This is a genomic window from Kocuria sediminis, assembly GCF_009735315.1.
GTDB classification, from domain to species: Bacteria; Actinomycetota; Actinomycetes; order Actinomycetales; family Micrococcaceae; genus Kocuria; species Kocuria turfanensis.
Genome location: NZ_WOGU01000002.1, coordinates 212,069 through 230,223 on the forward strand (window position 1 = coordinate 212,069; position 18,155 = coordinate 230,223).

18 protein-coding genes are annotated in these 18,155 nt (G+C 73.9%); 9 read left to right on the forward strand and 9 right to left on the reverse strand.

Going from position 1 to position 18,155, the window contains the following annotated elements:
* Positions 1–107 precede the first annotated feature (107 nt).
* A complete protein-coding gene (locus GMA12_RS03220) occupies positions 108–806 on the forward strand; it encodes a haloacid dehalogenase type II (RefSeq protein WP_156267106.1) in 699 nt (232 codons plus the stop codon).
* Here the strand turns inward: GMA12_RS03220 and GMA12_RS03225 are convergent.
* The 4 genes from GMA12_RS03225 to GMA12_RS03240 are packed head-to-tail and all read right to left on the reverse strand — an operon-like array spanning position 796 to position 5,771.
* A complete protein-coding gene (locus GMA12_RS03225) occupies positions 796–1,803 on the reverse strand; it encodes an NADP-dependent oxidoreductase (RefSeq protein WP_156267108.1) in 1,008 nt (335 codons plus the stop codon). The genes GMA12_RS03220 and GMA12_RS03225 overlap by 11 nt on opposite strands.
* A 59-nt stretch (positions 1,804–1,862) precedes the next feature.
* Entirely contained in the window at positions 1,863–2,285 is a 423-nt protein-coding gene (locus GMA12_RS03230) for an organic hydroperoxide resistance protein (RefSeq protein WP_156267110.1), read from the reverse strand.
* Positions 2,286–2,289: 4 nt separating this feature from the next.
* Complete coding sequence (locus GMA12_RS03235) at positions 2,290–2,880, reverse strand: MarR family winged helix-turn-helix transcriptional regulator (RefSeq protein ID WP_156267112.1); 591 nt, start codon at positions 2,878–2,880, stop codon at positions 2,290–2,292.
* 56 nt (positions 2,881–2,936) lie between these two features.
* Positions 2,937–5,771 (reverse strand): FAD-binding and (Fe-S)-binding domain-containing protein, encoded by a 2,835-nt coding sequence (locus GMA12_RS03240; protein WP_156267114.1) that lies wholly within the window; start codon positions 5,769–5,771, stop codon positions 2,937–2,939.
* 185 nt (positions 5,772–5,956) lie between these two features.
* On the opposite strand from GMA12_RS03240, the gene GMA12_RS18410 reads away from it, so the two are divergent.
* Positions 5,957–6,115 carry a hypothetical protein gene (locus GMA12_RS18410; RefSeq protein ID WP_170301020.1) on the forward strand — a complete coding sequence of 53 codons (159 nt, stop codon included), beginning with the start codon at positions 5,957–5,959 and terminating at the stop codon, positions 6,113–6,115.
* Positions 6,112–6,684 (forward strand): RBBP9/YdeN family alpha/beta hydrolase, encoded by a 573-nt coding sequence (locus tag GMA12_RS03245; RefSeq protein WP_156267116.1) that lies wholly within the window; start codon positions 6,112–6,114, stop codon positions 6,682–6,684. The genes GMA12_RS18410 and GMA12_RS03245 overlap by 4 nt, the downstream gene beginning before the upstream one ends.
* 52 nt (positions 6,685–6,736) lie before the next feature.
* Here the strand turns inward: GMA12_RS03245 and GMA12_RS03250 are convergent, their stop codons facing one another.
* On the reverse strand, positions 6,737–7,654 hold the full coding sequence (locus GMA12_RS03250) for a metallophosphoesterase (protein ID WP_156267118.1): 918 nt from the start codon (positions 7,652–7,654) through the stop codon (positions 6,737–6,739).
* Between the two features lie 14 nt (positions 7,655–7,668).
* Positions 7,669–9,825, reverse strand: coding sequence for a transglycosylase domain-containing protein (locus GMA12_RS03255; protein ID WP_156267120.1), 2,157 nt, complete (start codon positions 9,823–9,825; stop codon positions 7,669–7,671).
* 91 nt (positions 9,826–9,916) lie between these two features.
* On the opposite strand from GMA12_RS03255, the gene GMA12_RS03260 reads away from it, so the two are divergent.
* The 3 genes from GMA12_RS03260 to GMA12_RS03270 are packed head-to-tail and all read left to right on the forward strand — an operon-like array spanning position 9,917 to position 11,547.
* Positions 9,917–10,111 (forward strand): DUF4177 domain-containing protein, encoded by a 195-nt coding sequence (locus GMA12_RS03260; protein WP_047801917.1) that lies wholly within the window; start codon positions 9,917–9,919, stop codon positions 10,109–10,111.
* Between the two features lie 40 nt (positions 10,112–10,151).
* Positions 10,152–10,637, forward strand: a complete 486-nt coding sequence (locus GMA12_RS03265) for a RidA family protein (RefSeq protein WP_156267122.1) — start codon at positions 10,152–10,154, stop codon at positions 10,635–10,637.
* Positions 10,621–11,547 carry an NUDIX hydrolase gene (locus GMA12_RS03270; protein ID WP_156267124.1) on the forward strand — a complete coding sequence of 309 codons (927 nt, stop codon included), beginning with the start codon at positions 10,621–10,623 and terminating at the stop codon, positions 11,545–11,547. Before GMA12_RS03265 ends, GMA12_RS03270 begins: the two co-directional genes overlap by 17 nt.
* A 106-nt stretch (positions 11,548–11,653) precedes the next feature.
* Here GMA12_RS03270 and GMA12_RS03275 read toward each other — a convergent pair whose 3' ends face one another.
* Positions 11,654–12,331 (reverse strand): Crp/Fnr family transcriptional regulator, encoded by a 678-nt coding sequence (locus tag GMA12_RS03275; RefSeq protein WP_047801914.1) that lies wholly within the window; start codon positions 12,329–12,331, stop codon positions 11,654–11,656.
* A gap of 256 nt (positions 12,332–12,587) precedes the next feature.
* Here GMA12_RS03275 and GMA12_RS03280 point away from each other — a divergent pair, with 256 nt between their 5' ends.
* Positions 12,588–13,760: a MarP family serine protease gene (locus GMA12_RS03280; protein ID WP_156267126.1), complete on the forward strand. Its 1,173-nt coding sequence runs from the start codon at positions 12,588–12,590 to the stop codon at positions 13,758–13,760.
* 4 nt (positions 13,761–13,764) lie between these two features.
* Here the strand turns inward: GMA12_RS03280 and aroQ are convergent, their stop codons facing one another.
* Together aroQ and acs are read right to left on the reverse strand one after the other, a co-directional pair.
* Positions 13,765–14,214, reverse strand: a complete 450-nt coding sequence (gene aroQ / locus GMA12_RS03285; protein WP_156267128.1) for a type II 3-dehydroquinate dehydratase — start codon at positions 14,212–14,214, stop codon at positions 13,765–13,767.
* A 108-nt stretch (positions 14,215–14,322) separates the two neighbouring features.
* Positions 14,323–16,272 (reverse strand): acetate--CoA ligase, encoded by a 1,950-nt coding sequence (gene acs / locus GMA12_RS03290; protein WP_156267130.1) that lies wholly within the window; start codon positions 16,270–16,272, stop codon positions 14,323–14,325.
* Positions 16,273–16,445: 173 nt separating this feature from the next.
* On the opposite strand from acs, the gene nth reads away from it, so the two are divergent.
* On the forward strand, positions 16,446–17,321 hold the full coding sequence (nth, locus tag GMA12_RS03295; RefSeq protein ID WP_156267132.1) for an endonuclease III: 876 nt from the start codon (positions 16,446–16,448) through the stop codon (positions 17,319–17,321).
* Positions 17,322–17,407: 86 nt separating this feature from the next.
* Positions 17,408–18,097, forward strand: a complete 690-nt coding sequence (locus tag GMA12_RS03300; RefSeq protein ID WP_156267483.1) for an NUDIX hydrolase — start codon at positions 17,408–17,410, stop codon at positions 18,095–18,097.
* Positions 18,098–18,155 lie beyond the last annotated feature (58 nt).

Genomic DNA, 18,155 nt, shown 5'->3' on the forward strand with positions numbered 1-18,155 from the left:
AACCTGCGGCCCGGGCACGGGGCCGCCCGTATCCTGTGGGCACCACGGGCACCACGGGCTCTGCAGGGGAGCGCCACCGGGGAGTGCCGCAGGGCGAGGAGACAGGCATGACCGCCGACGAGAGACCGGTCCTGGTGTTCGACGTCAACGAGACGCTGTCCGACACGGGGCCGCTGCACGGGGTCTTCGAGGAGCTGGGGCTGCCCGGCCCGCTCGCGCAGACCTGGCTGAGCGGAGTGCTCCGGGAGGGCTTCGCGCTGGCCGTCCACGGCGAGTCGCAGCCCTTCGCGGTCCTGGGCGAGGCCGTCGCCCGCTCCCTGTTCGCCGTCCACGCCCCGGACCGGCAGGTGGAGGAGGCCGTGCGCCACGTCCGGGAGGGCATGCAGCGCCTGCCCGTGCACCCGGACGTCGCGCCCGGCATCCAGGCCCTGGCCGACGCGGGCTTCCGGATCGTGGCCCTGACCAACGGCTCCGAGGCCACCGCGGAGGGCCTGCTCGAGCGCGGAGGAGTGCGCCAGCACTTCGAGCACGTCCTCTCCGTGGACGACGCGCCGTGCTGGAAGCCCGCCCCCGAGGCCTACGCCTGGGCGAGCGGCGTCTGGGGCCTGCCGCTGGAGCGGGCCCTCATGATCGCGGCGAACCCCTGGGACCTGCACGGTGCCGCCCGGGCCGGGATGCGCACGGCGTGGATGGACCGCCACGGCGCGCCCTGGCCGGGATACGCGCGCGCCCCGGACCTCAGGGTGTCCGGGGTGCGCGAGCTCGCCGCACGGCTGTGCGGTGACGCCGTGGGTCTCAGAGCCTGACCACCATCTTGCCGGTGTTCGCCCCGGCCAGGAGGTCGATGAAGGCCTGCGGTGCGTCCTCGAGGCCCTCCCGCACGGTCTGGTCCCAGGCGATCTCCCCGGAGGCCAGCCAGCCGGCCATCTTCTCGCGGAACTCCGGGGCCATGTCCTGCCAGCCGCCGACCAGGAAGCCCTGCAGGCTCAGCATCTTGCCGATCGCCAGTGCCAGGTTCCGCGGCGCCGCCGGCGGCTCGGTGGCGTTGTACTGCGAGATCGCCCCGCACAGGCACACCCGGCCCCGGGTGTTCAGCACGGAGATCGCCGCCTCGAGGTGCTCGCCGCCCACGTTGTCGAAGTAGACGTCGATGCCCTCGGGCGCCGCCTCGCGCAGCCGCTCGAGCACGGGGCCGTCGTGGTAGTCGAAGGCGGCGTCGAAGCCCAGCTCCAGCAGCCGCTGCACCTTCTCCGGGGAGCCGGCGCTGCCGATCACGCGGGCGGCGCCGCTGAGCCGGGCGATCTGCCCGACCAGCGAGCCCACGGCCCCGGCGGCGCCGGAGACGAACACCGTGTCCCCGGGCCGGAACCGCGCGGCGCCCATGAGGCCCGCGTACGCAGTGAGGCCGGGCATGCCCAGCACGCCCAGGTAGGCGGACTCCGGGGCCAGCTCCGGGTCCACCACGGTGACGGACCCGGCGTCCAGCAGGGCGTGCTCGCGCCAGCCGGCGCCGTGCAGCACGGTGGCCCCCACCGGCAGCTCCGGGGCGCCCGAGGCGACCACCTGGCCGACGGCGCCGCCGTCGAGGGGCTGGTCCAGCTGGAACGGCGGGACGTAGGACTTCACGTCGTTCATCCGTCCGCGCATGTAGGGGTCCACGGACATCCAACGGTTGGCGACCAGGACCTGGCCGGGGCCGGGCTCGGGCAGCTCGGCCTCCTCGAGCCGGAAGTTCTCCGGCACGGGGGCGCCCTGCGGACGGGAGGCCAGGGTGATCCGGCGGGTGCGGGTGGGCTGCGTCATTCGGTGCTCCATCGTGGATCGGTCGGTCGGGTGCGGGGCCGCGTCAGGGGCGGCGCGGGTCAGTCCTGGGCGACGTCGACGACGACGTCGATGTTGCCGCGCGTGGCGTTGGAGTAGGGGCAGACCTGGTGGGCCTTCTCGGCCAGCGCCCGGGCCGTCTCCTCGTCGAGGTCCGGCAGGACGACCTCGAGGGCGACCTGCAGGGCGAACCCGCCCTGGCCGTCGGCGCCGATGCCCACCCGGGCCCCGACGCTGGAGTCGCCCAGGTCGACCTTCTGCTGCCGTGCGACGAGCTGGAGCGCGGAGTGGAAGCACGCGGCGTAGCCGGCGGCGAAGAGCTGCTCGGGGTTCGCGCCGTCGCCGGAGCCGCCCATCTCCTGCGGGACGGCCAGTCCCAGGTCGATCCGGCCGTCGCTGGTGCGGGTCCGGCCGTTGCGGCCGGCGCCGGTGGCGAGGGCCTCGGCGGTGTAGACGGTCTGCATGGGTTTACTCCTCGGTGGGGTGGTGGGTGGCGTGCTGGGTGGGGTAATGGGTGGTCCGCTCGCTGGTGTGCTGCGTGGCGAGCGGGGGTGTGGGGTCGGCCGGGGTGGGCCCGGGCACGGTGGGTACCGGGGCGGTGGCGCCGGGTCCGGTGGCACGGGGGGCGGTGGTCCCGGGGTCGGCCGCGCCGATCCGGCGCGCCAGCCGGCGCAGGGTGGCCATCTCCTCCGGGGTGAGCCCGGAGGCCTCCAGGACGCGGCGCTGCACGTCCGGGGCGCGCTCGCGCAGCCGGTCGCCGGCCGCGGTGAGGTGCACGGTGACCCGGCGCTCGTCCTCGCGGCCCCGGCGGCGCTCCAGCAGCCCGCCGGTCTCCATCCGCTTGAGCAGCGGGGAGAGCGTGCCGCTGTCCAGGCGCAGGCGGGCGCCCAGCCCGGTGACGGTCTGCCCGTCCTCCTCCCACAGCGCCAGCAGCGCCAGGTACTGCGGGTAGGTCAGGCCGAGCTCCGCCAGCGGCTCGCGGTAGGCCGCCGTCGTGGCCCGGGAGGCCGCGTAGAGCGCGAAGCACAGCTGTGCGTCGAGCCGGAGATCTGCATCCATGCCCCCATGGTTGCACCCAACTTGATTGCGCACAACCTAACTTGAGCTGGAGTCCCTCAGCGGGTGGCCGCCTCCAGGTGCTCCAGGACGTGCCGGTAGGCGTGCCCGGTGGCCTCCGTCATGCCCTGCTCGCACGTGCGGTTCAGGGAGGCGTAGGCGTCGAAGCGGCGCTGGTTGACCTCCCGCGCCTCGGCCGCCGTGGCCGAGGCGGTGAACTCCGGGTGCAGCATGCCGCGGTCCCCGGCGTAGGCGCAGCAGCCCCAGGCCTTCGGCACGACCACGTCGTCGCTGATCGCCCGGGCGATCGTCTCGAAGGCCCCGGTGACGCCCAGGTGCACGCTGGAGCAGGTGGGGTGCAGCGCCATGGAGCCCACGGGCCGGGTCACCCGCAGCCGCCCCAGCACCCGGTCGGCGACGAACTCCACCGCGTCCACGAACCGCAGCGCGTGGTACTCGCTCGAGGCCGCCGCCAGCTCCGCCATGGTCTCCAGGCCCTCGGTGCAGGACGCGGCGTCGCAGACCACCGGCAGCGCGCCCTGCCCGGAGGCCTCCCACAGCGCCGCGAGGGTGCGGTCCGACATCGTGGCCCAGCCGCTGGGCAGGCCCTTGGACTTCCAGGGCGTGCCGCAGCACAGGCTGCCGATGCCCTCCGGGACGGTGACCCGCACGTCCGCGCGGTCGCACAGCGCCAGGAAGGCCTGGGACGCCGTCAGGCCCTCGCCGTCCGGGGGCCCGAACATGGTGTTGATGCAGGCGGGGAAGAACACCGCCTCCGCGTCCGCGTCCTGCCGGCGCGGCCGGGCCGGACCGCCCGCGGGCAGCTCGTCCTTGTACTGCGGGACGTGCTCGGCGCCGAGCACCGCCCGGGCCGCGGCGGTCGCGGCGGCCGGCAGGGCGGTGGGCAGGGCCTTCGCGGCGGTCAGGCCGAGCCCGGCCCCCGTCGTCGTCGCGCCCCAGGCCTTCGCGGCGACGCCCCAGCCGGCGTCCGCCACCCTGCTGTGGTTCTCCGCCCGCAGCCGGCGCACCAGGTCGCCCGTGTTGATCAGCACCGGGCAGGCGGTCACGCACATCCCGTCCACCGCGCAGGTCTGCAGGCCCTCGTAGTCGTACTCGGCGCGCAGCCGGGCGGCGAGCGCCGCGTCCCCGCGATCCTCGGCGGCGGCGATCTCCCGCCGGCCCACGATCCGCTGGCGCGGGGTGAGGGTGAGGTCCTTGGACGGGCACACCGGCTCGCAGTAGCCGCACTCCACGCACCGGTCCACCTCCTGCTCCACCGTGGGCGCGGTCTTGAGGTCGCGCACGTACACCGTGGGGTCCTCGTTGAGGAGCACCCCGGGGTTGAGCAGTCCCGCCGGGTCCACCAGCCGCTTGAGCTCGACCATCACGTCGTAGAGCTCGTCGCCGTACTGGCGGCGCACGAACGGGGCCATGTTGCGCCCGGTCCCGTGCTCGGCCTTGAGGGACCCCCGGTGGTCCAGGACGAGGGCGACCATGTCCTGGGTGAAGCGCTCGTAGCGGGCCAGCAGGTCCGGGCGGTCGAACTGCTCGTTGAGCATGAAGTGGACGTTGCCGTCCTTGGCGTGGCCGAAGATGACCGAGTCCCGGTAGCCGTGGGCGTCGAAGAGCGCGGTGAGCTGCTCGCACGTCTCGCCCAGCTCGGGCACGGGGACCACGACGTCCTCCAGCAGCGCGTTGGACCCGCTCGGCCGGTTGCCCGCCACCGTGGTGTAGAGGCCCTTGCGCACCGTCCACAGCGCGGCCCGGGCCGTGGGGTCGTCGGTCAGGGCGGCCGGCGCGGCCAGGTCCAGGGAGCGGAACAGCCCGGCGGCCGCCGCGGAGAGCTCCCGCTCCTCCTCGAGCGTGGCGCCCTGGTACTCCACGAGCAGCGCCGCGTGCTCGTCGACGTCCACGTCCATGATCTGCGCCGGCGCCAGGCCCGTGCGCTGGGAGACCTTCAGGGACGTGGCGTCCAGCAGTTCCACGGTGGCCGAGTGCGTGCCCACCAGGGCGGGGACCGTGCGCGTGGCCGAGGCCAGGTCCGGGAACACCAGCAGCCCGGTCGAGGCGAACGGCAGGATCGGCACCGTGCGGAAGACCGCCTGCGCCACGAAGCCCAGCGTGCCCTCGCTGCCGATCAGCAGGTGCTCCAGGATCCGGACCGGCTCGTCGTGGTCCAGGAACGAGTTGAGGCCGTAGCCCATGGTGTTCTTCATCGAGAACTGCTGCTCGATCGTGCGCACCGACGCCGGGTCGGCCCGCACGCGGTCGCGCAGCCGCAGCAGCCCCTCGTGCAGCGCGGGCTCCAGCGCCCGCAGGCGGGCGTCCGCGTCCGGGGCGGCGGTGTCCACGGTGGTGCCGGAGGGCAGCACGACCACCATGGACTCGAGCGTGCGGTACGTGTTGGCCCGGGTCCCGCAGGCCATGCCGGAGGAGTTGTTCGCCACCACGCCGCCGATCGTGCACGCCGCCTCGCTCGCCGGGTCCGGGCCCAGCTTGTGCCCGTAGGGCGCCAGCCGGGCGTTGACCTGGCGCACCGTGGCCCCGGGCTGCACCCGCACGCGCCGGCCGCCGTCCAGCACCTCGACGTCCCGGAAGTTGCGGCGCACGTCCACGAGCACCTGGTCGGTCACCGCCTGCCCGGACAGGGACGTGCCGCCGGAGCGGAAGGTCAGGCCCAGTCCGTGCCGGGACACCGCGCGGAAGAGGTTGCCCATGTCCGCGGCCGAGCGAGGGCGGACCACCGCGGCCGGCTGCAGCAGGTAGTGCGAGGCGTCGTGGGCCAGCGCCCGGTGCTCGAGCTCCGAGTCCACCACGGCGTCGCGGCCGCACCAGGTCCGCAGGTCCTCCAGCAGCGCCTCGGCGGCGACGGGGCGGTGGTCGGCGACGGTCATGGGGATCCTCCGGGAAGTCGGGGCGGCCGGTGTGGTGCGTGCCACAGCCCATGGTAGGACCACACGGGCGGCAGCGGGGCATCCGCGTCGGGCCGTTGCGCGCGGGCGGTTGTGACCGGCGCCGATTTGCGGGAAGCTCGGCCCACGGGCCCCGGGCCCGCACCCCGACCCTGGAGGAGACGACCATGGACCCCATCTGCCCGTCCTGCGGAGGACCGCTGCGCCAGATCCCCGAGGACCAGTGGCCCGAGGGCGGACCGGTGCCCGACGGCACCGAGGAGATGTACCTCTGCGACCGCTCCAACCACCGGATCATCGTGGCTGTGCCCGAGATCTCCGGATGACCGCGCCGGACCCGGCCGTGCGCACCGTCGTGGTGGTGCACGGCTACGACGCCGCCCCCGACCAGCACTGGTTCCCGTGGCTGCGGGCGGCGCTGGCCGCCGACGGCGTGCACACCGTGCTCGTGGAGCTGCCCGAGCCCTCCGCCCCGGAGCCCGCGGCGTGGCAGGCCGCCGTGGCGCGGGCGGTGGGGAAGCCCCACGAGCACCTCCACCTGGTCGGCCACAGCCTGGGCTGCATCACGATCCTGCGCCACCTCGCCGGCCTGCCGCAGCCCTGGACGCTGGGCGGGCTCGTGCTCGTGGCCGGCTTCACCGGCCCGCTCCAGACCGAGCCGTCCCTCGACGCGTTCCTCGCCGAGGACGTGGACGTCGCCGCGGTGCGCGCCCACGTGCGGCGCCGGCTGGTGCTCCGCTCCGACGACGACCCCACGGTGCCGCCGGCCGCGACCGACGCGCTCGCGGCGCGGCTGGACGCCGAGCTGCAGGTGGTGCCCGGAGCGGGACACTTCCGCGGCCGGGACGGGATCACGCAGCTGCCTGCCGTCCTGGACGCCCTCGCGCCGCGCTGAGCGTGCTCCCGCCGTGGCGGGTCGGCCGGTGGGGCAGCCGGCCGGTGGGGGGTCAGTCGGTGAGCGTCAGCAGCACGGCCTCCGGCGGGCAGAACAGCCGGATGGGGGCGAAGCGGGAGGTGCCCAGGCCCGCCGAGATGTTGACCGGGACGCCGCCCTGGGTGATCAGGCCCTTGCAGCGCTCCGGTTCGAGGTCGCAGTTGCTCACCAGGGCGCGCCCGCCCGGCAGGCAGACCTGCCCGCCGTGCGTGTGGCCGGCGAGCACCAGGTCCGCGCCGTCGGCGGCGAAGCGGTCCAGGGTCCGCAGATAGGGGGCGTGGGACACGCCGAGGCGCAGGTCCGCCGACCCGGGGGTCCCGAAGCCGGGATGCCGGTCGTAGCCCAGGTGCGGGTCGTCCACCCCGGACAGGTCCAGGCGCAGGCCGGCGACCTCCATCCGGGCGGAGCGGTTGATCAGCGGGGTCCACCCGGCGGCGTCGAAGGCGTCGTGCATCGCCCGGGTGGGCAGCCGGGGCGCCTCCTCCCGGGCCTCCCCGGAGGTGTCCCGCCACAGGTAGCGCAGCGGGTTCTTCAGCCGCGGCGCGAAGTAGCAGTTGGACCCGGGGACGTAGGCGCCGGGGAGGCGCAGGAGCGGCTCCAGGATCTCCAGCAGCCAGGGCAGGGCCTCGGGGTGGGAGAGGTTGTCCCCGGTGTCCACCACCAGGTCGGGCTCCAGCTCCGCCAGCAAGTGCACGAAGTGCTGCACCGACCGCTGTCCGGGCCACACGTGCAGGTCGGACAGGTGCAGGATGCGCAGCGGCGGGCTGCCCGGGGGCAGCAGCCGCAGCCGTTCGGTGCGCAGCTGGAAGCGGCGGCGTTCGACGACGACGCCCCACACTCCGAGGCCCGCCGCCGCGGCGGCGCCGGCCCCCGCGGCGGCGGCCGCCGCGCGCAGGGCCGGGGCGGCGTGTGCGGTGTTCGTGGTGCTCATCCGGCGGTCCGGGGTCAGCCCGGCCGCGAGGTGCCGTTGCGGCCCTCGAGCACCCGCTCGGAGGGCTCCTCGAACTTGCCGGTGTCGTAGTCCCGGGCCACCTCGCGCATGAAGCGCTGCCACTGGCCGCCGGCGTAGGTGGAGCCGTCCACCCAGTCGTCGCCCTCGGTGCGCTTGCCGCCGATGGACAGCCCGTTGAGGGAGCGGGAACCGAACTCGTAGTTGCCGACCCACGAGGCGGTGGCCAGGCCCTTGGTGTAGCCGACCATCCAGGTCTGGGTCGAGTTGTCCGTGGTGCCCGTCTTGGCGGCGGAGGCCCCCGGCAGGTCGATGTCCCGCTGCCAGCCCGACCCGCGGATCAGGGTCTGGTTCAGGGCGTAGTTGACGCCGTCGGCGACGTCCTCGTCGATGACCTGCTCGCAGGAGGTCCCGGGGATCTCGTACTCCCGGCCCGTGTAGTCCACGACCTTCTCCAGGGCACGCGGCTCGCACATCTCGCCGCGGTTGGCGAAGGCCGAGTAGGCCCGGGCCATGGTCATCGGGGAGATGTCCACGGAGCCGCCCAGCAGGGAGGACAGGACCGTGGTGTCCACGGGCTCGCCCGCCTTGCCGTCGCGGATGCCCAGGGCCTCGGAGATCTCCCCGATGTGGCACAGGTCCAGGTCCTCGGCCATCGCGTAGATGGCGGTGTTGATGGAGTTGTACAGGCCGAAGTCGGCCTCCATCTCCCGGGTGTAGCCGGGCTCCGCGTTCTGGATCTCGAAGCCCGCGCCGTTGTTGCCCGGCTCGATCTTGTACCCGCGCTCCAGGCAGGAGGCCTTCCAGCGGTGGTCCGCCGGCCACCGGGTCTGCGTGGCGTCCAGGAGGTCCTCGGCCCCGTTGCCGGCGTCGAGCCACGTGGCGTAGGTGAGGGGCTTGTAGGTCGAGCCCACCTGGAAGCCGCCGGCCCCGCCCATCGAGCGGTCCACGTTGAAGTTGTACGTGGTGTTGGAGCCGCCCTCCTCGCCGGAGTAGTACGTGTTCTGCGCCATGGCCACGATGTCCCCGTTGGAGGGCTCGAGGGACACGAGCGCGGTGGAGACGTTGTCCGGGTTGTCGTCGCGCGGCTGCGTCTCGTTGACCGCCTCCTCGGCGCGGCGCTGGGCCTCGACGTCGAGGGTGGTGGTGATCGTGAGCCCGCCCAGCTGCAGGGTCTTGAGCCGCTCCTCGGGGGTCTCGCCGAACGCCGGGTCCTGCAGGATGAGGTTCTGGACGTAGTCGCAGAAGTAGGGGGCGATCTCCGCGGCCGTGCACCCGGAGTTCGTGCGGTGCAGGTCCAGCTGGATGGGCTCGGCCGCCGCGGCCGCGTGCTCCGCCTCGGTGATCGCCCCGGTGCTCAGCATCGTGTCCAGCACGATGTTGCGCCGCTCCGTGGCCGCCTCGGGGTTGGCGGCGGGATCGTAGTAGTTGGGGGACTGCACCATGCCGGCCAGCACCGCGGACTGGGAGATGCTCAGCTCCGAGGCCGGGATGCCCCAGTAGTACTGGGCGGCGGCCTCCACGCCGTAGTTCTGCCCGCCGAAGAGCACCATGTTGAGGTAGCCCTCCAGGATCTCGTCCTTGGACAGCTCCTGCTCCATGGACAGGGCGAGCTTGATCTCCTTGATCTTGTCCGCGTAGCCCTTGTCGGCGCCGATGGTCGTGGCCTCCTCGCCGGCGCGGACCTGGGAGTCGATGATCAGGTTGTTCACGTACTGCTGCGTGATCGTCGAGGCGCCCTGGCGCGCGTCCGGGCGGATGATGTTGTTGCCCAGCGCCCGGGCGATGCCGCCGATGTCCACGCCGCCGTGCTCGTAGAAGTCCCGGTCCTCGATGGCCAGGATCGCCTCCTCCATGTGCGGGGAGATCTGCTCCAGCGGGACGGGGGTGCGGTTCTGCGCGTAGAACGAGGCGATCTCGGTCCCGTCGCGGGCCACGACCGTGGAGGCGCGGGACATCGGCCCGGCCTCCATCTGGGCCGGGAGGTCCTTGAACCACCCGATCGAGGCGTTGGCGGCGAGGCCCGCGGCGGCTGCGGGCGGGACCAGGAGACCGGCGGCCACGATGCCGGCAACGATGCTGGTGGCGATGAACGCCACGACGTTGCCCAGGGCCGACGGTGACTGCGCGGCAGAGTTCTTGCGGGAAGCCATTGGGACAGTCTACAAGTGCGAACCTGGCCGGAACCGGTGGACGGGCCGTCACCGCGGAGCACGTCCCGCCGTTCGTGGCTACGCTGGGCCCATGACTACCTGGGAATACGCCACCGTGCCGCTCATGATCCACGCCACCAAGCAGATCCTCGACAACTGGGGTGACGACGGGTGGGAGCTCGTCACCGTGCTGCCGGGGTCCACGCCGGCCGACGTCCCGGCGGGCAACATGACCGCCCCGGTGCAGACCAACCCCATCGCCTACTTCAAGCGCCCCAAGGGCTGACGGCCGGGCGCCACGGCACCAGAGATCCGCGGAGGAATCCATGAGCAACCCATCCCTCGTCGACGCCCGCCTCGCCGAGCTCGGCCTCGAGCTGCCGGCGGTCGCGGCCCCCGTGGCCGCATACGTGCCCGCCGTGGTCACCGGCTCCTGGGTGCACACCTCGGGCCAGCTGCCCTTCGTGGGCGGCGAGCTGCCCGCGACCGGCAAGGTCTCCGCGTCGGGGGCCCCCGGCACCGTCTCCCCGGAGGCGGCGCAGGAGCTCGCGGCCCGGGCCGCGCTCAACGCCGTCGCCGCGCTCAAGGACGCGGTGGGGGACCTGGACCGGGTGGTGCGCATCGTCAAGGTCGTGGGCTTCGTCGCCTCCGCCCCGGACTTCACCGGCCAGCCCGCGGTGATCAACGGCGCCTCCGAGCTCCTGGGCCGGATCTTCGGCGCGGCCGGGGTGCACGCCCGCTCCGCGGTGGGCGTCGCGGTCCTGCCGCTCGACTCCCCGGTCGAGGTGGAGCTCGTTGCAGAGTTCCGCTGAGCTCCCGAGCGGCGCCCCCCGGAAGGGCCGGGCGCCGCAGGTGCGGTACTTCGAGGTCCCGGAGCGCCAGCGCGGGGCCGCCGAGGCCTGGCTGGAACGCGGCTCCGGCATCCCCGGCAGCACCCCCACGCCGGCCTCGGCGGTGGTGTTCGTCCGCGACGGGGAGCACGGGGTGGAGACATATCTCACCTACCGCCCGGGCAACTCGCCGATCGGCACCGTGGGCTTCCCCGGCGGGCCCGTGGAGGCCCACGACGACGAGCCCCTCGACTGGGCCGGCCCCGCGCCCACGGAGTGGGCGCGCCGGCTGGGCATGGACGGGGACGTCAGCCGCGCCCGGCGCGCCGTGGTCGCCGCGGCGCGCCACGCGTTCGAGGAGGCCGGCGTGCTGCTGGCCGGCGCGGACCCGATGAGCACGGTGGAGTCCGCGGAGGGCGCGGAATGGATGAGCTCACGGGAGGCGCTGGCGGTCGGGGACGTGTCCCTGGCCCAGGTGCTCGGACGCCGCCGGCTCGTGCTGCGCACGGACCTGCTGCGGCCCCTGGCGCACTGGGTCACCTCCGACTTCGCCCACCGCCGCTACGACATCCACTACTTCACCGCCGTGGTCCCCGACGGGCAGGTCCCCGCCCCGCTGCAGTCCAAGGGCGTCTGGGGCCGGTGGGTGGAGGCCGCCGAGGTCGTCTCCGACCCGGTGGGCAGCCGGCTCGGTGACCTGGTCGGCCAGGAGGACACCGTGGGCCGCTCGGTCGGTGACCTGTCCTCGCCCGGGGTCCAGTGCGTGCTGGAGTCGGTCGCCGAGTGCTCCTCGGCGATCGCCTTCCTCGCCCGGAAGCGGGCCGTCGTGACCCGCAACCCGGTGCTCGAGGTCCGGGACGGCCGCCCGGTGTTGCGCCTCGACTGGGCCTGAGCCGCCGCCGGCACGGCAGTCGGCACGGCAGCCGGCACGGCAGCCGGCACGGCCGCGGCCCCGGTCACCCGCGCGGGTGACCGGGGCCGCGGCCGTTCCGGCGGGGTCAGCGGCTGCGCTGCTTGAGCCGCTGCAGGTCCAGGATCACCACGGCGCGGGCCTCCAGCCGGATCCAGCCGCGCTGGACGAACTCGGCCAGGGCCTTGTTGACGGTCTCCCGGGAGGCGCCCACGAGCTGGGCCAGCTCCTCCTGCGTCAGCTCGTGCGCCACGAGGATGCCGTCCGTGGCGGGGCGGCCGAAGCGGTCGGCCAGGTCCAGGAGCGCCTTGGCCACGCGGCCGGGCACGTCCGAGAAGACGAGGTCGGCGAGGCTCTCGTTGGTGCGCCGCAGCCGGCGGGCCAGGGCCTGGAGCAGCTGCGCGGACACGTCCGGGGAGCGCTCGATGACCTTCTTGAGGTTCTCGTGCTTGAGCCCGGCCAGGCGCGTCTCGGACACGGCGGTGGCGGACGTGGAGCGCGGGCTCGGGTCGAACAGGGCCATCTCGCCGAACAGCTCGCCCGGGCCCATGATGGCCACGAGGCTCTCGCGGCCGTCCGCGGCGGTGCGCCCGAGCTTGATCTTGCCCGAGACGATGAAGTACAGCTGGTCGCCCGGATCGCCCTCGTGGAAGAGCGTGGAGCCGCGCGAGAGGTCGACCTCGGTGAGCTCCTCGGTCAGGGCGGCGAACGCCTGGTCGTCCAGGGACGCGAACAGGGGAGCGCGGCGGAGGACGTCGATATCCATGGTTCTCCTCAGAGTAACGCCGCCGTCGGGCCGTGGCCCGCGGCGGCCGATGTCAGCGGGAGCCGCCCGCACCTGCGTGTGAGCGACCTAACGTACCTGACGTTCACTGTAGTGTCTCCGGCGCGCGATTCCCAAGGACGGGCGTGGCGGGCCGGGGCCGGGGACAGGCGGGCCCTACGAATCTCACAGCCGGGGTCCCTATGCTGGTGGCTCGCTCCCGGGCCCCGGCCCCCGCCAGAACATCCGGAGGAACCCGATGTCCCCGTCCTTCAACCTGCTCGACGTCCTGCTGGTCGTGGTGCTGCTGGGCTATCTCTTCTACGGGTTCAGCCGCGGGTTCTTCAACTCCCTGTTCTCGCTGGCCGGGCTCGTGCTGGGCGCCGTCGCGGCGTTCACCGCCGCGCCGTGGGTCAGCGCGCAGGTCGACGCCCAGTACCGGATGGGCGCCGTGCTGGCCACGGTGCTCGTGCTGCTGATCGCGGGCCAGATGCTCGGCGGGATGCTCGGGCGCGCCCTGTCCGCGGTGACGGAGCGGATGCGCCTGGGGCTGCTGAACCGGATCGCCGGGGCGGCCCTCGACGTCACCGTGGCCGCGCTGGTGCTCTCGCTGCTCGCCTCGCTCGTGGGCCAGCTCGGCATCCCCTCGGTGTCCCAGCAGGTCGCCTCCTCCGCGGTGCTGCGCACCATCGACGAGCGCACTCCCGCCCCGGTCCGCGAGGTGGTGACCGAGGCCCGGGACGCCGTGGGCGGGGCCACCGGGATCCGGCAGCTGGACGCCCTGCTGTTCCCGGCCGCGGAGGCCCCCGCCCAGGGCACGGCCACGCCGGCGCAGGAGCAGGCCGGCGGGTCCGTGCTGAAGGTGTACGGCACCGCGGACGAGTGCCGGCAGAACCAGACCGGCTCCGGGTTCGCGACGGCCGCCGGTCAGGTGGTGACCAACGCCCACGTCGTCGCCGGTGTCGCCGAGCCCGTGGTGCAGACCCGGGACGGGCAGGTGCACACCGCCTCGGTCGTGTACTACGACCCGGACGCGGACCTCGCCGTGCTCTCCGCCCCGAGCCTGCAGGTGCCGGGCCTGGCGCTCGGGCAGGACCCCGCGCCGGGGGACCTCGTCGCGTTCATGGGCTACCCCCTGGGCGGGCCCTTCGCCGTCGGGCCCGCCACCGTGCAGGGCGCCGCCCTGGCCCCGGTGCCCGGCGACGGCGCCGCGCCGGCGACCATGGAGATCATCCAGCTGGCCGGTGCGGTGCAGCAGGGCAACTCGGGCGGGCCCCTGGTGGCCCAGGACGGGACGGTGGTCGGGGTGGTCTTCGCCAAGGCCCTCGAGGGGCAGGTCGGCTACGCCCTCACCCTGGCCGAGCTGCGCGGCGCCCTGGACCAGGCCGCGGGCCGGACGGAGGCGCTCGTGCCGGGCACGTGCGCGGCCTGAGGGCCTAGGCCTCCAGGGTGCGCAGCAGGTGCTCCACGGCCAGCTCGTAGCCGAGGGCGCCCGCGCCGGCGATCACCGCGTCCGCCTGCAGGGACACGTAGGAGGTGTGCCGGAACGGCTCGCGCCGGTGCACGTTGGACAGGTGCACCTCGACCACGGGCAGCTCGGCGGCCTCGAGCGCGTCGTGGATCGCGACGGAGGTGTGGGTGTACGCCGCGGGGTTGATGACGATGGCCGCGCCGGCGGTCCGGGCCTCGTGGATCTGGTCCACCAGGACCCCCTCGTGGTTGGTCTGGCGGAACTCCACCTCCCACCCGCCGGCCGCGGCCCGGGCGCGCACGGCGTCCTCGACGTCCGCGAGCGTCGTGGTGCCGTACACCTCCGGGCGCCGGGTGCCGAGCAGGTTGAGGTTCGGGCCGTTGAGGACGTAGATCGGTCTGCGCGTGGTGGTCATGCTCCGCATCCTCTCACCCCGGCGCGCCGGCCCCCGGGCGTGGCGGCGCCCCCTCGCGCGGCAGGGGCGAGGGGGCGCCGCGGTCCGGTGGGGGACTCCTGGGCGGTGCTACCTGGCCAGCGAGTCCACGATCTGCTGCATGACCGTCTGGTCCGCGAGCGTCGACACGTCGCCGACCTCCCGGTCCTCCGCGACGTCCTTGAGCAGGCGGCGCATGATCTTCCCGGAGCGGGTCTTCGGCAGCTCGGGCACGATCAGGACCTTCTTGGGCTTGGCGATCGGGGAGATCTCCTTGCCCACGTGGGCGCGCATCTCCTCGGCGAGCTCCGCCTTGTCCCGGCCCTCGGCGTCGGCCTGGTCGGAGAGGATCACGAAGGCGATCACGGCCTGCCCGGTGGTCTCGTCCGTGGCGCCCACCACCGCGGCCTCCGCCACGGAGGGGTGGGAGAAGAGCGCGGACTCGATCTCGGGGGTGGAGAGGCGGTGCCCGGAGACGTTCATGACGTCGTCCACCCGGCCGAGGATCCAGACGTCCCCGTCCTCGTCGCGCTTGGCGCCGTCACCGGCGAAGTACATGTCCCCGAACCGGGACCAGTAGGTGTCCACGTAGCGGTCGTCGTCGCCCCAGATGGTGCGCAGCATCGACGGCCACGGCTCGCGCAGCACGAGGAAGCCGGAGGTCCCGTTGGGCACCGGCTGCCCGTTGTCGTCCACCACGTCCACCTTGATGCCGGGCATCGGCACCTGCGCCGAGCCCGGCTTGGCCACGGTCACACCGGGCAGCTGGGAGATCATGATGGCGCCGGTCTCGGTCTGCCACCAGGTGTCCACGATCGGGCAGCGCCCGCCGCCGATGACCCGGTGGAACCAGGTCCACGCCTCCGGGTTGATGGCCTCGCCCACGGTGCCGAGCACGCGCAGCGACGAGAGGTCGTACTCGCCCGGGATCTCCTCGCCCCACTTCATCATGGTGCGGATCGCGGTGGGGGAGGTGTACATGATGGTCACCCCGTACTTCTGCACGATCTCCCAGAACCGGCCGCGGTGCGGGGAGTCCGGGGTGCCCTCGTAGATGACCTGGGTGGAGCCGTTGACCAGGGGCGCGTAGGCGACGTAGGAGTGGCCGGTGACCCACCCGACGTCGGCGGTGCACCAGTAGACGTCCGTCTCCGGCTTGAGGTCGAAGACGTACTTGTGCGTGAACGCGCCCTGGGTGAGGTAGCCGCCCGTGGTGTGCATGATGCCCTTGGGCTTGCCGGTGGTGCCGGAGGTGTAGAGGACGAACAGCGGGTCCTCGGCGCCCTGCTCGGCCGGGGTGTGCTCGGTCGAGGCCGAGCCGACGGCGTCGTGCCACCACACGTCCCGGCCCTCGGTCATCTCGACCTCGGCCTCGTTGCGGCGCACCACGAGGACGTGCTCCACGGAGGACGCGCCCTCGGAGAGGGCCTCGTCGACGGCGGGCTTGAGCATGGAGGGCTTGCCGCGGCGGTAGGAGCCGTCCGCGGTGACCACGAGCTTCGCCTGCCCGTCCTCGACGCGGGAGCGCAGGGCGTCCGCGGAGAAGCCGCCGAAGACCACGGAGTGGATCGCGCCGATGCGCGCGCAGGCCAGCATCGCGATGACGGCCTCGGCGATCATCGGCAGGTACAGCGCCACGCGGTCGCCCTTGACCACGCCCAGGCCCTCCATCGCGTTGGCGGCCTTCGACACCTCGTCCTTGAGCTGCGCGTAGGTGTAGCTGCGGCTGTCGCCCGGCTCGCCCTCGAAGTGGATGGCCACCCGGTCCCCGTTGCCGGCCTCCACGTGCCGGTCCACGGCGTTGTAGCAGGCGTTGAGGGTGCCGTCCTGGAACCACTTGGCGAACGGGGGGTTGGACCAGTCGAGGACCTCGGTGAAGTCCTTGTTCCAGGTCAGCAGCTCGCGGGCCTGGCGGGCCCAGAAGTCGACGCCCTCGGCCTCGGCCTGGTCGTAGAGCTCCGCGCCGGCGTTGGCCTGGGCGGTGAACTCCGGGCTCGGGGCAAAGGTCTGGGTCTCGGCGGGCGTGGTGTCCGAAGCCATGTGGTCTTCCCTTCTCGTGGCGCACCACGCACGGACGCCCGGTGCACCGGACGCCCGTGTCGCGGATCACATAGTGTCCCTGTCACCCTAGACGATCGCCCCACCCGGTTCCACAGACGCCCCGCCGCGCGGAGTCACGGACCGGGGCCCCGGGACCGGCCTAGAATCGGGGGATGGTCTCATCCGCCGTGCCCCGCCCGCCCGCCCACCTGCGCGTCGTGGACTCCGCGAAGGCGCGGGCCGGCGCCGCGCGCCGCCGCCGCACCGGGGCGCCGGAGTCCCCGCTGGCGCTCAAGCGCCGGGCCCGGCGGATCAACGCGGTCCTCGCCGAGGCCTACCCCTACGCGGTCGCCGAGCTGGACTTCCGCTCGCCCTACGAGCTGCTCGTGGCCACGGTGCTCTCCGCCCAGACCACGGACGTGCGCGTGAACGCGACCACCCCGCGGCTGTTCGCCGCCTGTCCGACGCCGCGGGCGCTCGCCGAGGCGGACGAGGCCGAGGTCCAGGAGATCGTGCGGCCCCTGGGCTTCTACCGGGCCAAGACCCGCGCGATCCAGAACCTGGCGCAGAAGATCGTGGACGACCACGACGGCGAGGTGCCCGGCCGGCTGGAGGACCTGGTCACCCTGCCCGGCGTGGGCCGCAAGACCGCCAACGTGGTCCTGGGCAACGCCTTCGGGATCCCCGGGATCACCGTGGACACCCACTTCGGCCGGCTGGCCCGCCGCTTCGGCTGGACGGCGGAGGAGGACCCGGTCAAGGTCGAGCGGGACGTCGCGGCGCTGTTCGAGCCGCGCGACTGGACCGACCTGTCCCAGCGGCTCGTCTACCACGGGCGCCGGATCTGCCACTCCCGCCGCCCGGCGTGCGGGGTGTGCCCCGTCGCGGACCTGTGCCCGTCCTACGGGGAGGGCCCCACGGGCGCCGCCGAGGCGGCGTCGCTGCTCAAGTACGAGTTCGCCCCCGGCCGCGAGGAGCTGCTGGAGCAGTTCCTCGCCGGCCGCACCCGGGCCGAGCTGCAGGCCGACGGCTGGCCGCTGAGCCCGTGAGCGCCGCCGAGGACGTCGGGGGAGCACCGGTGAGCCACGCCTACCAGGACCTGCTGCGGGTGGCCCGCAGCGGCCACAGCCTGCGGATGGAGGACCGCGAGCCGTGGCGGATCGGGCGCATCGACGAGAACTACCGGCGCTCCGCGGTGCTCATCCTCTTCGGCGCCCTCGACGACCTGCCCTCCCGCAGCTCCGCGCACGCGGAGGGGGTGGGCCGCGACCTCGACGTCCTGCTCGTCCAGCGCGCCGCGACCCTGCGCTCCCACCCGGGGCAGGTCGCCTTCCCCGGCGGCCGCCTCGACCCCGAGGACGGGGACCCGCACGAGCTGGTCTCCGTGCCCGGCGGCCGGGTGAGCGGCGCCCACGTGCGCGCCGCCCTGCGCGAGGCCGAGGAGGAGACGGGGCTGGACCCGCGGGGCGTGGAGGTGCTCGGCGCCCTCGCCCCGGTGCCGCTGCCGGTCTCCAACCACCTCGTCACCCCGGTGCTCGGCTGGTGGCAGGACGTCTCGCCCGTGGACGTCGTCGACCACGCCGAGTCCTCCCTGGTCTTCCGCGTCCCGGTCCTGGACCTGATCGACCCGGCCAACCGGCACTACGCGTCCGTCACGCGCGGCCGGCAGACCTACCGCTCGCCGGCGTTCGCGGTGCCCGTGGCCGGCACCGGCTCCCGGGTGACCGTCTGGGGGTTCACCGGCGTGCTCCTGGACCGGGTGCTCACCGCCCTCGGCTGGGCCGTGCCGTGGGACACCGGCCGGGTCCTGCCCGCACCGCTGTAGCAGGTCCCGCGGACATTGCGCACCTCCGGGCGCAACATTGCCGGAGCCGAGACAAGCC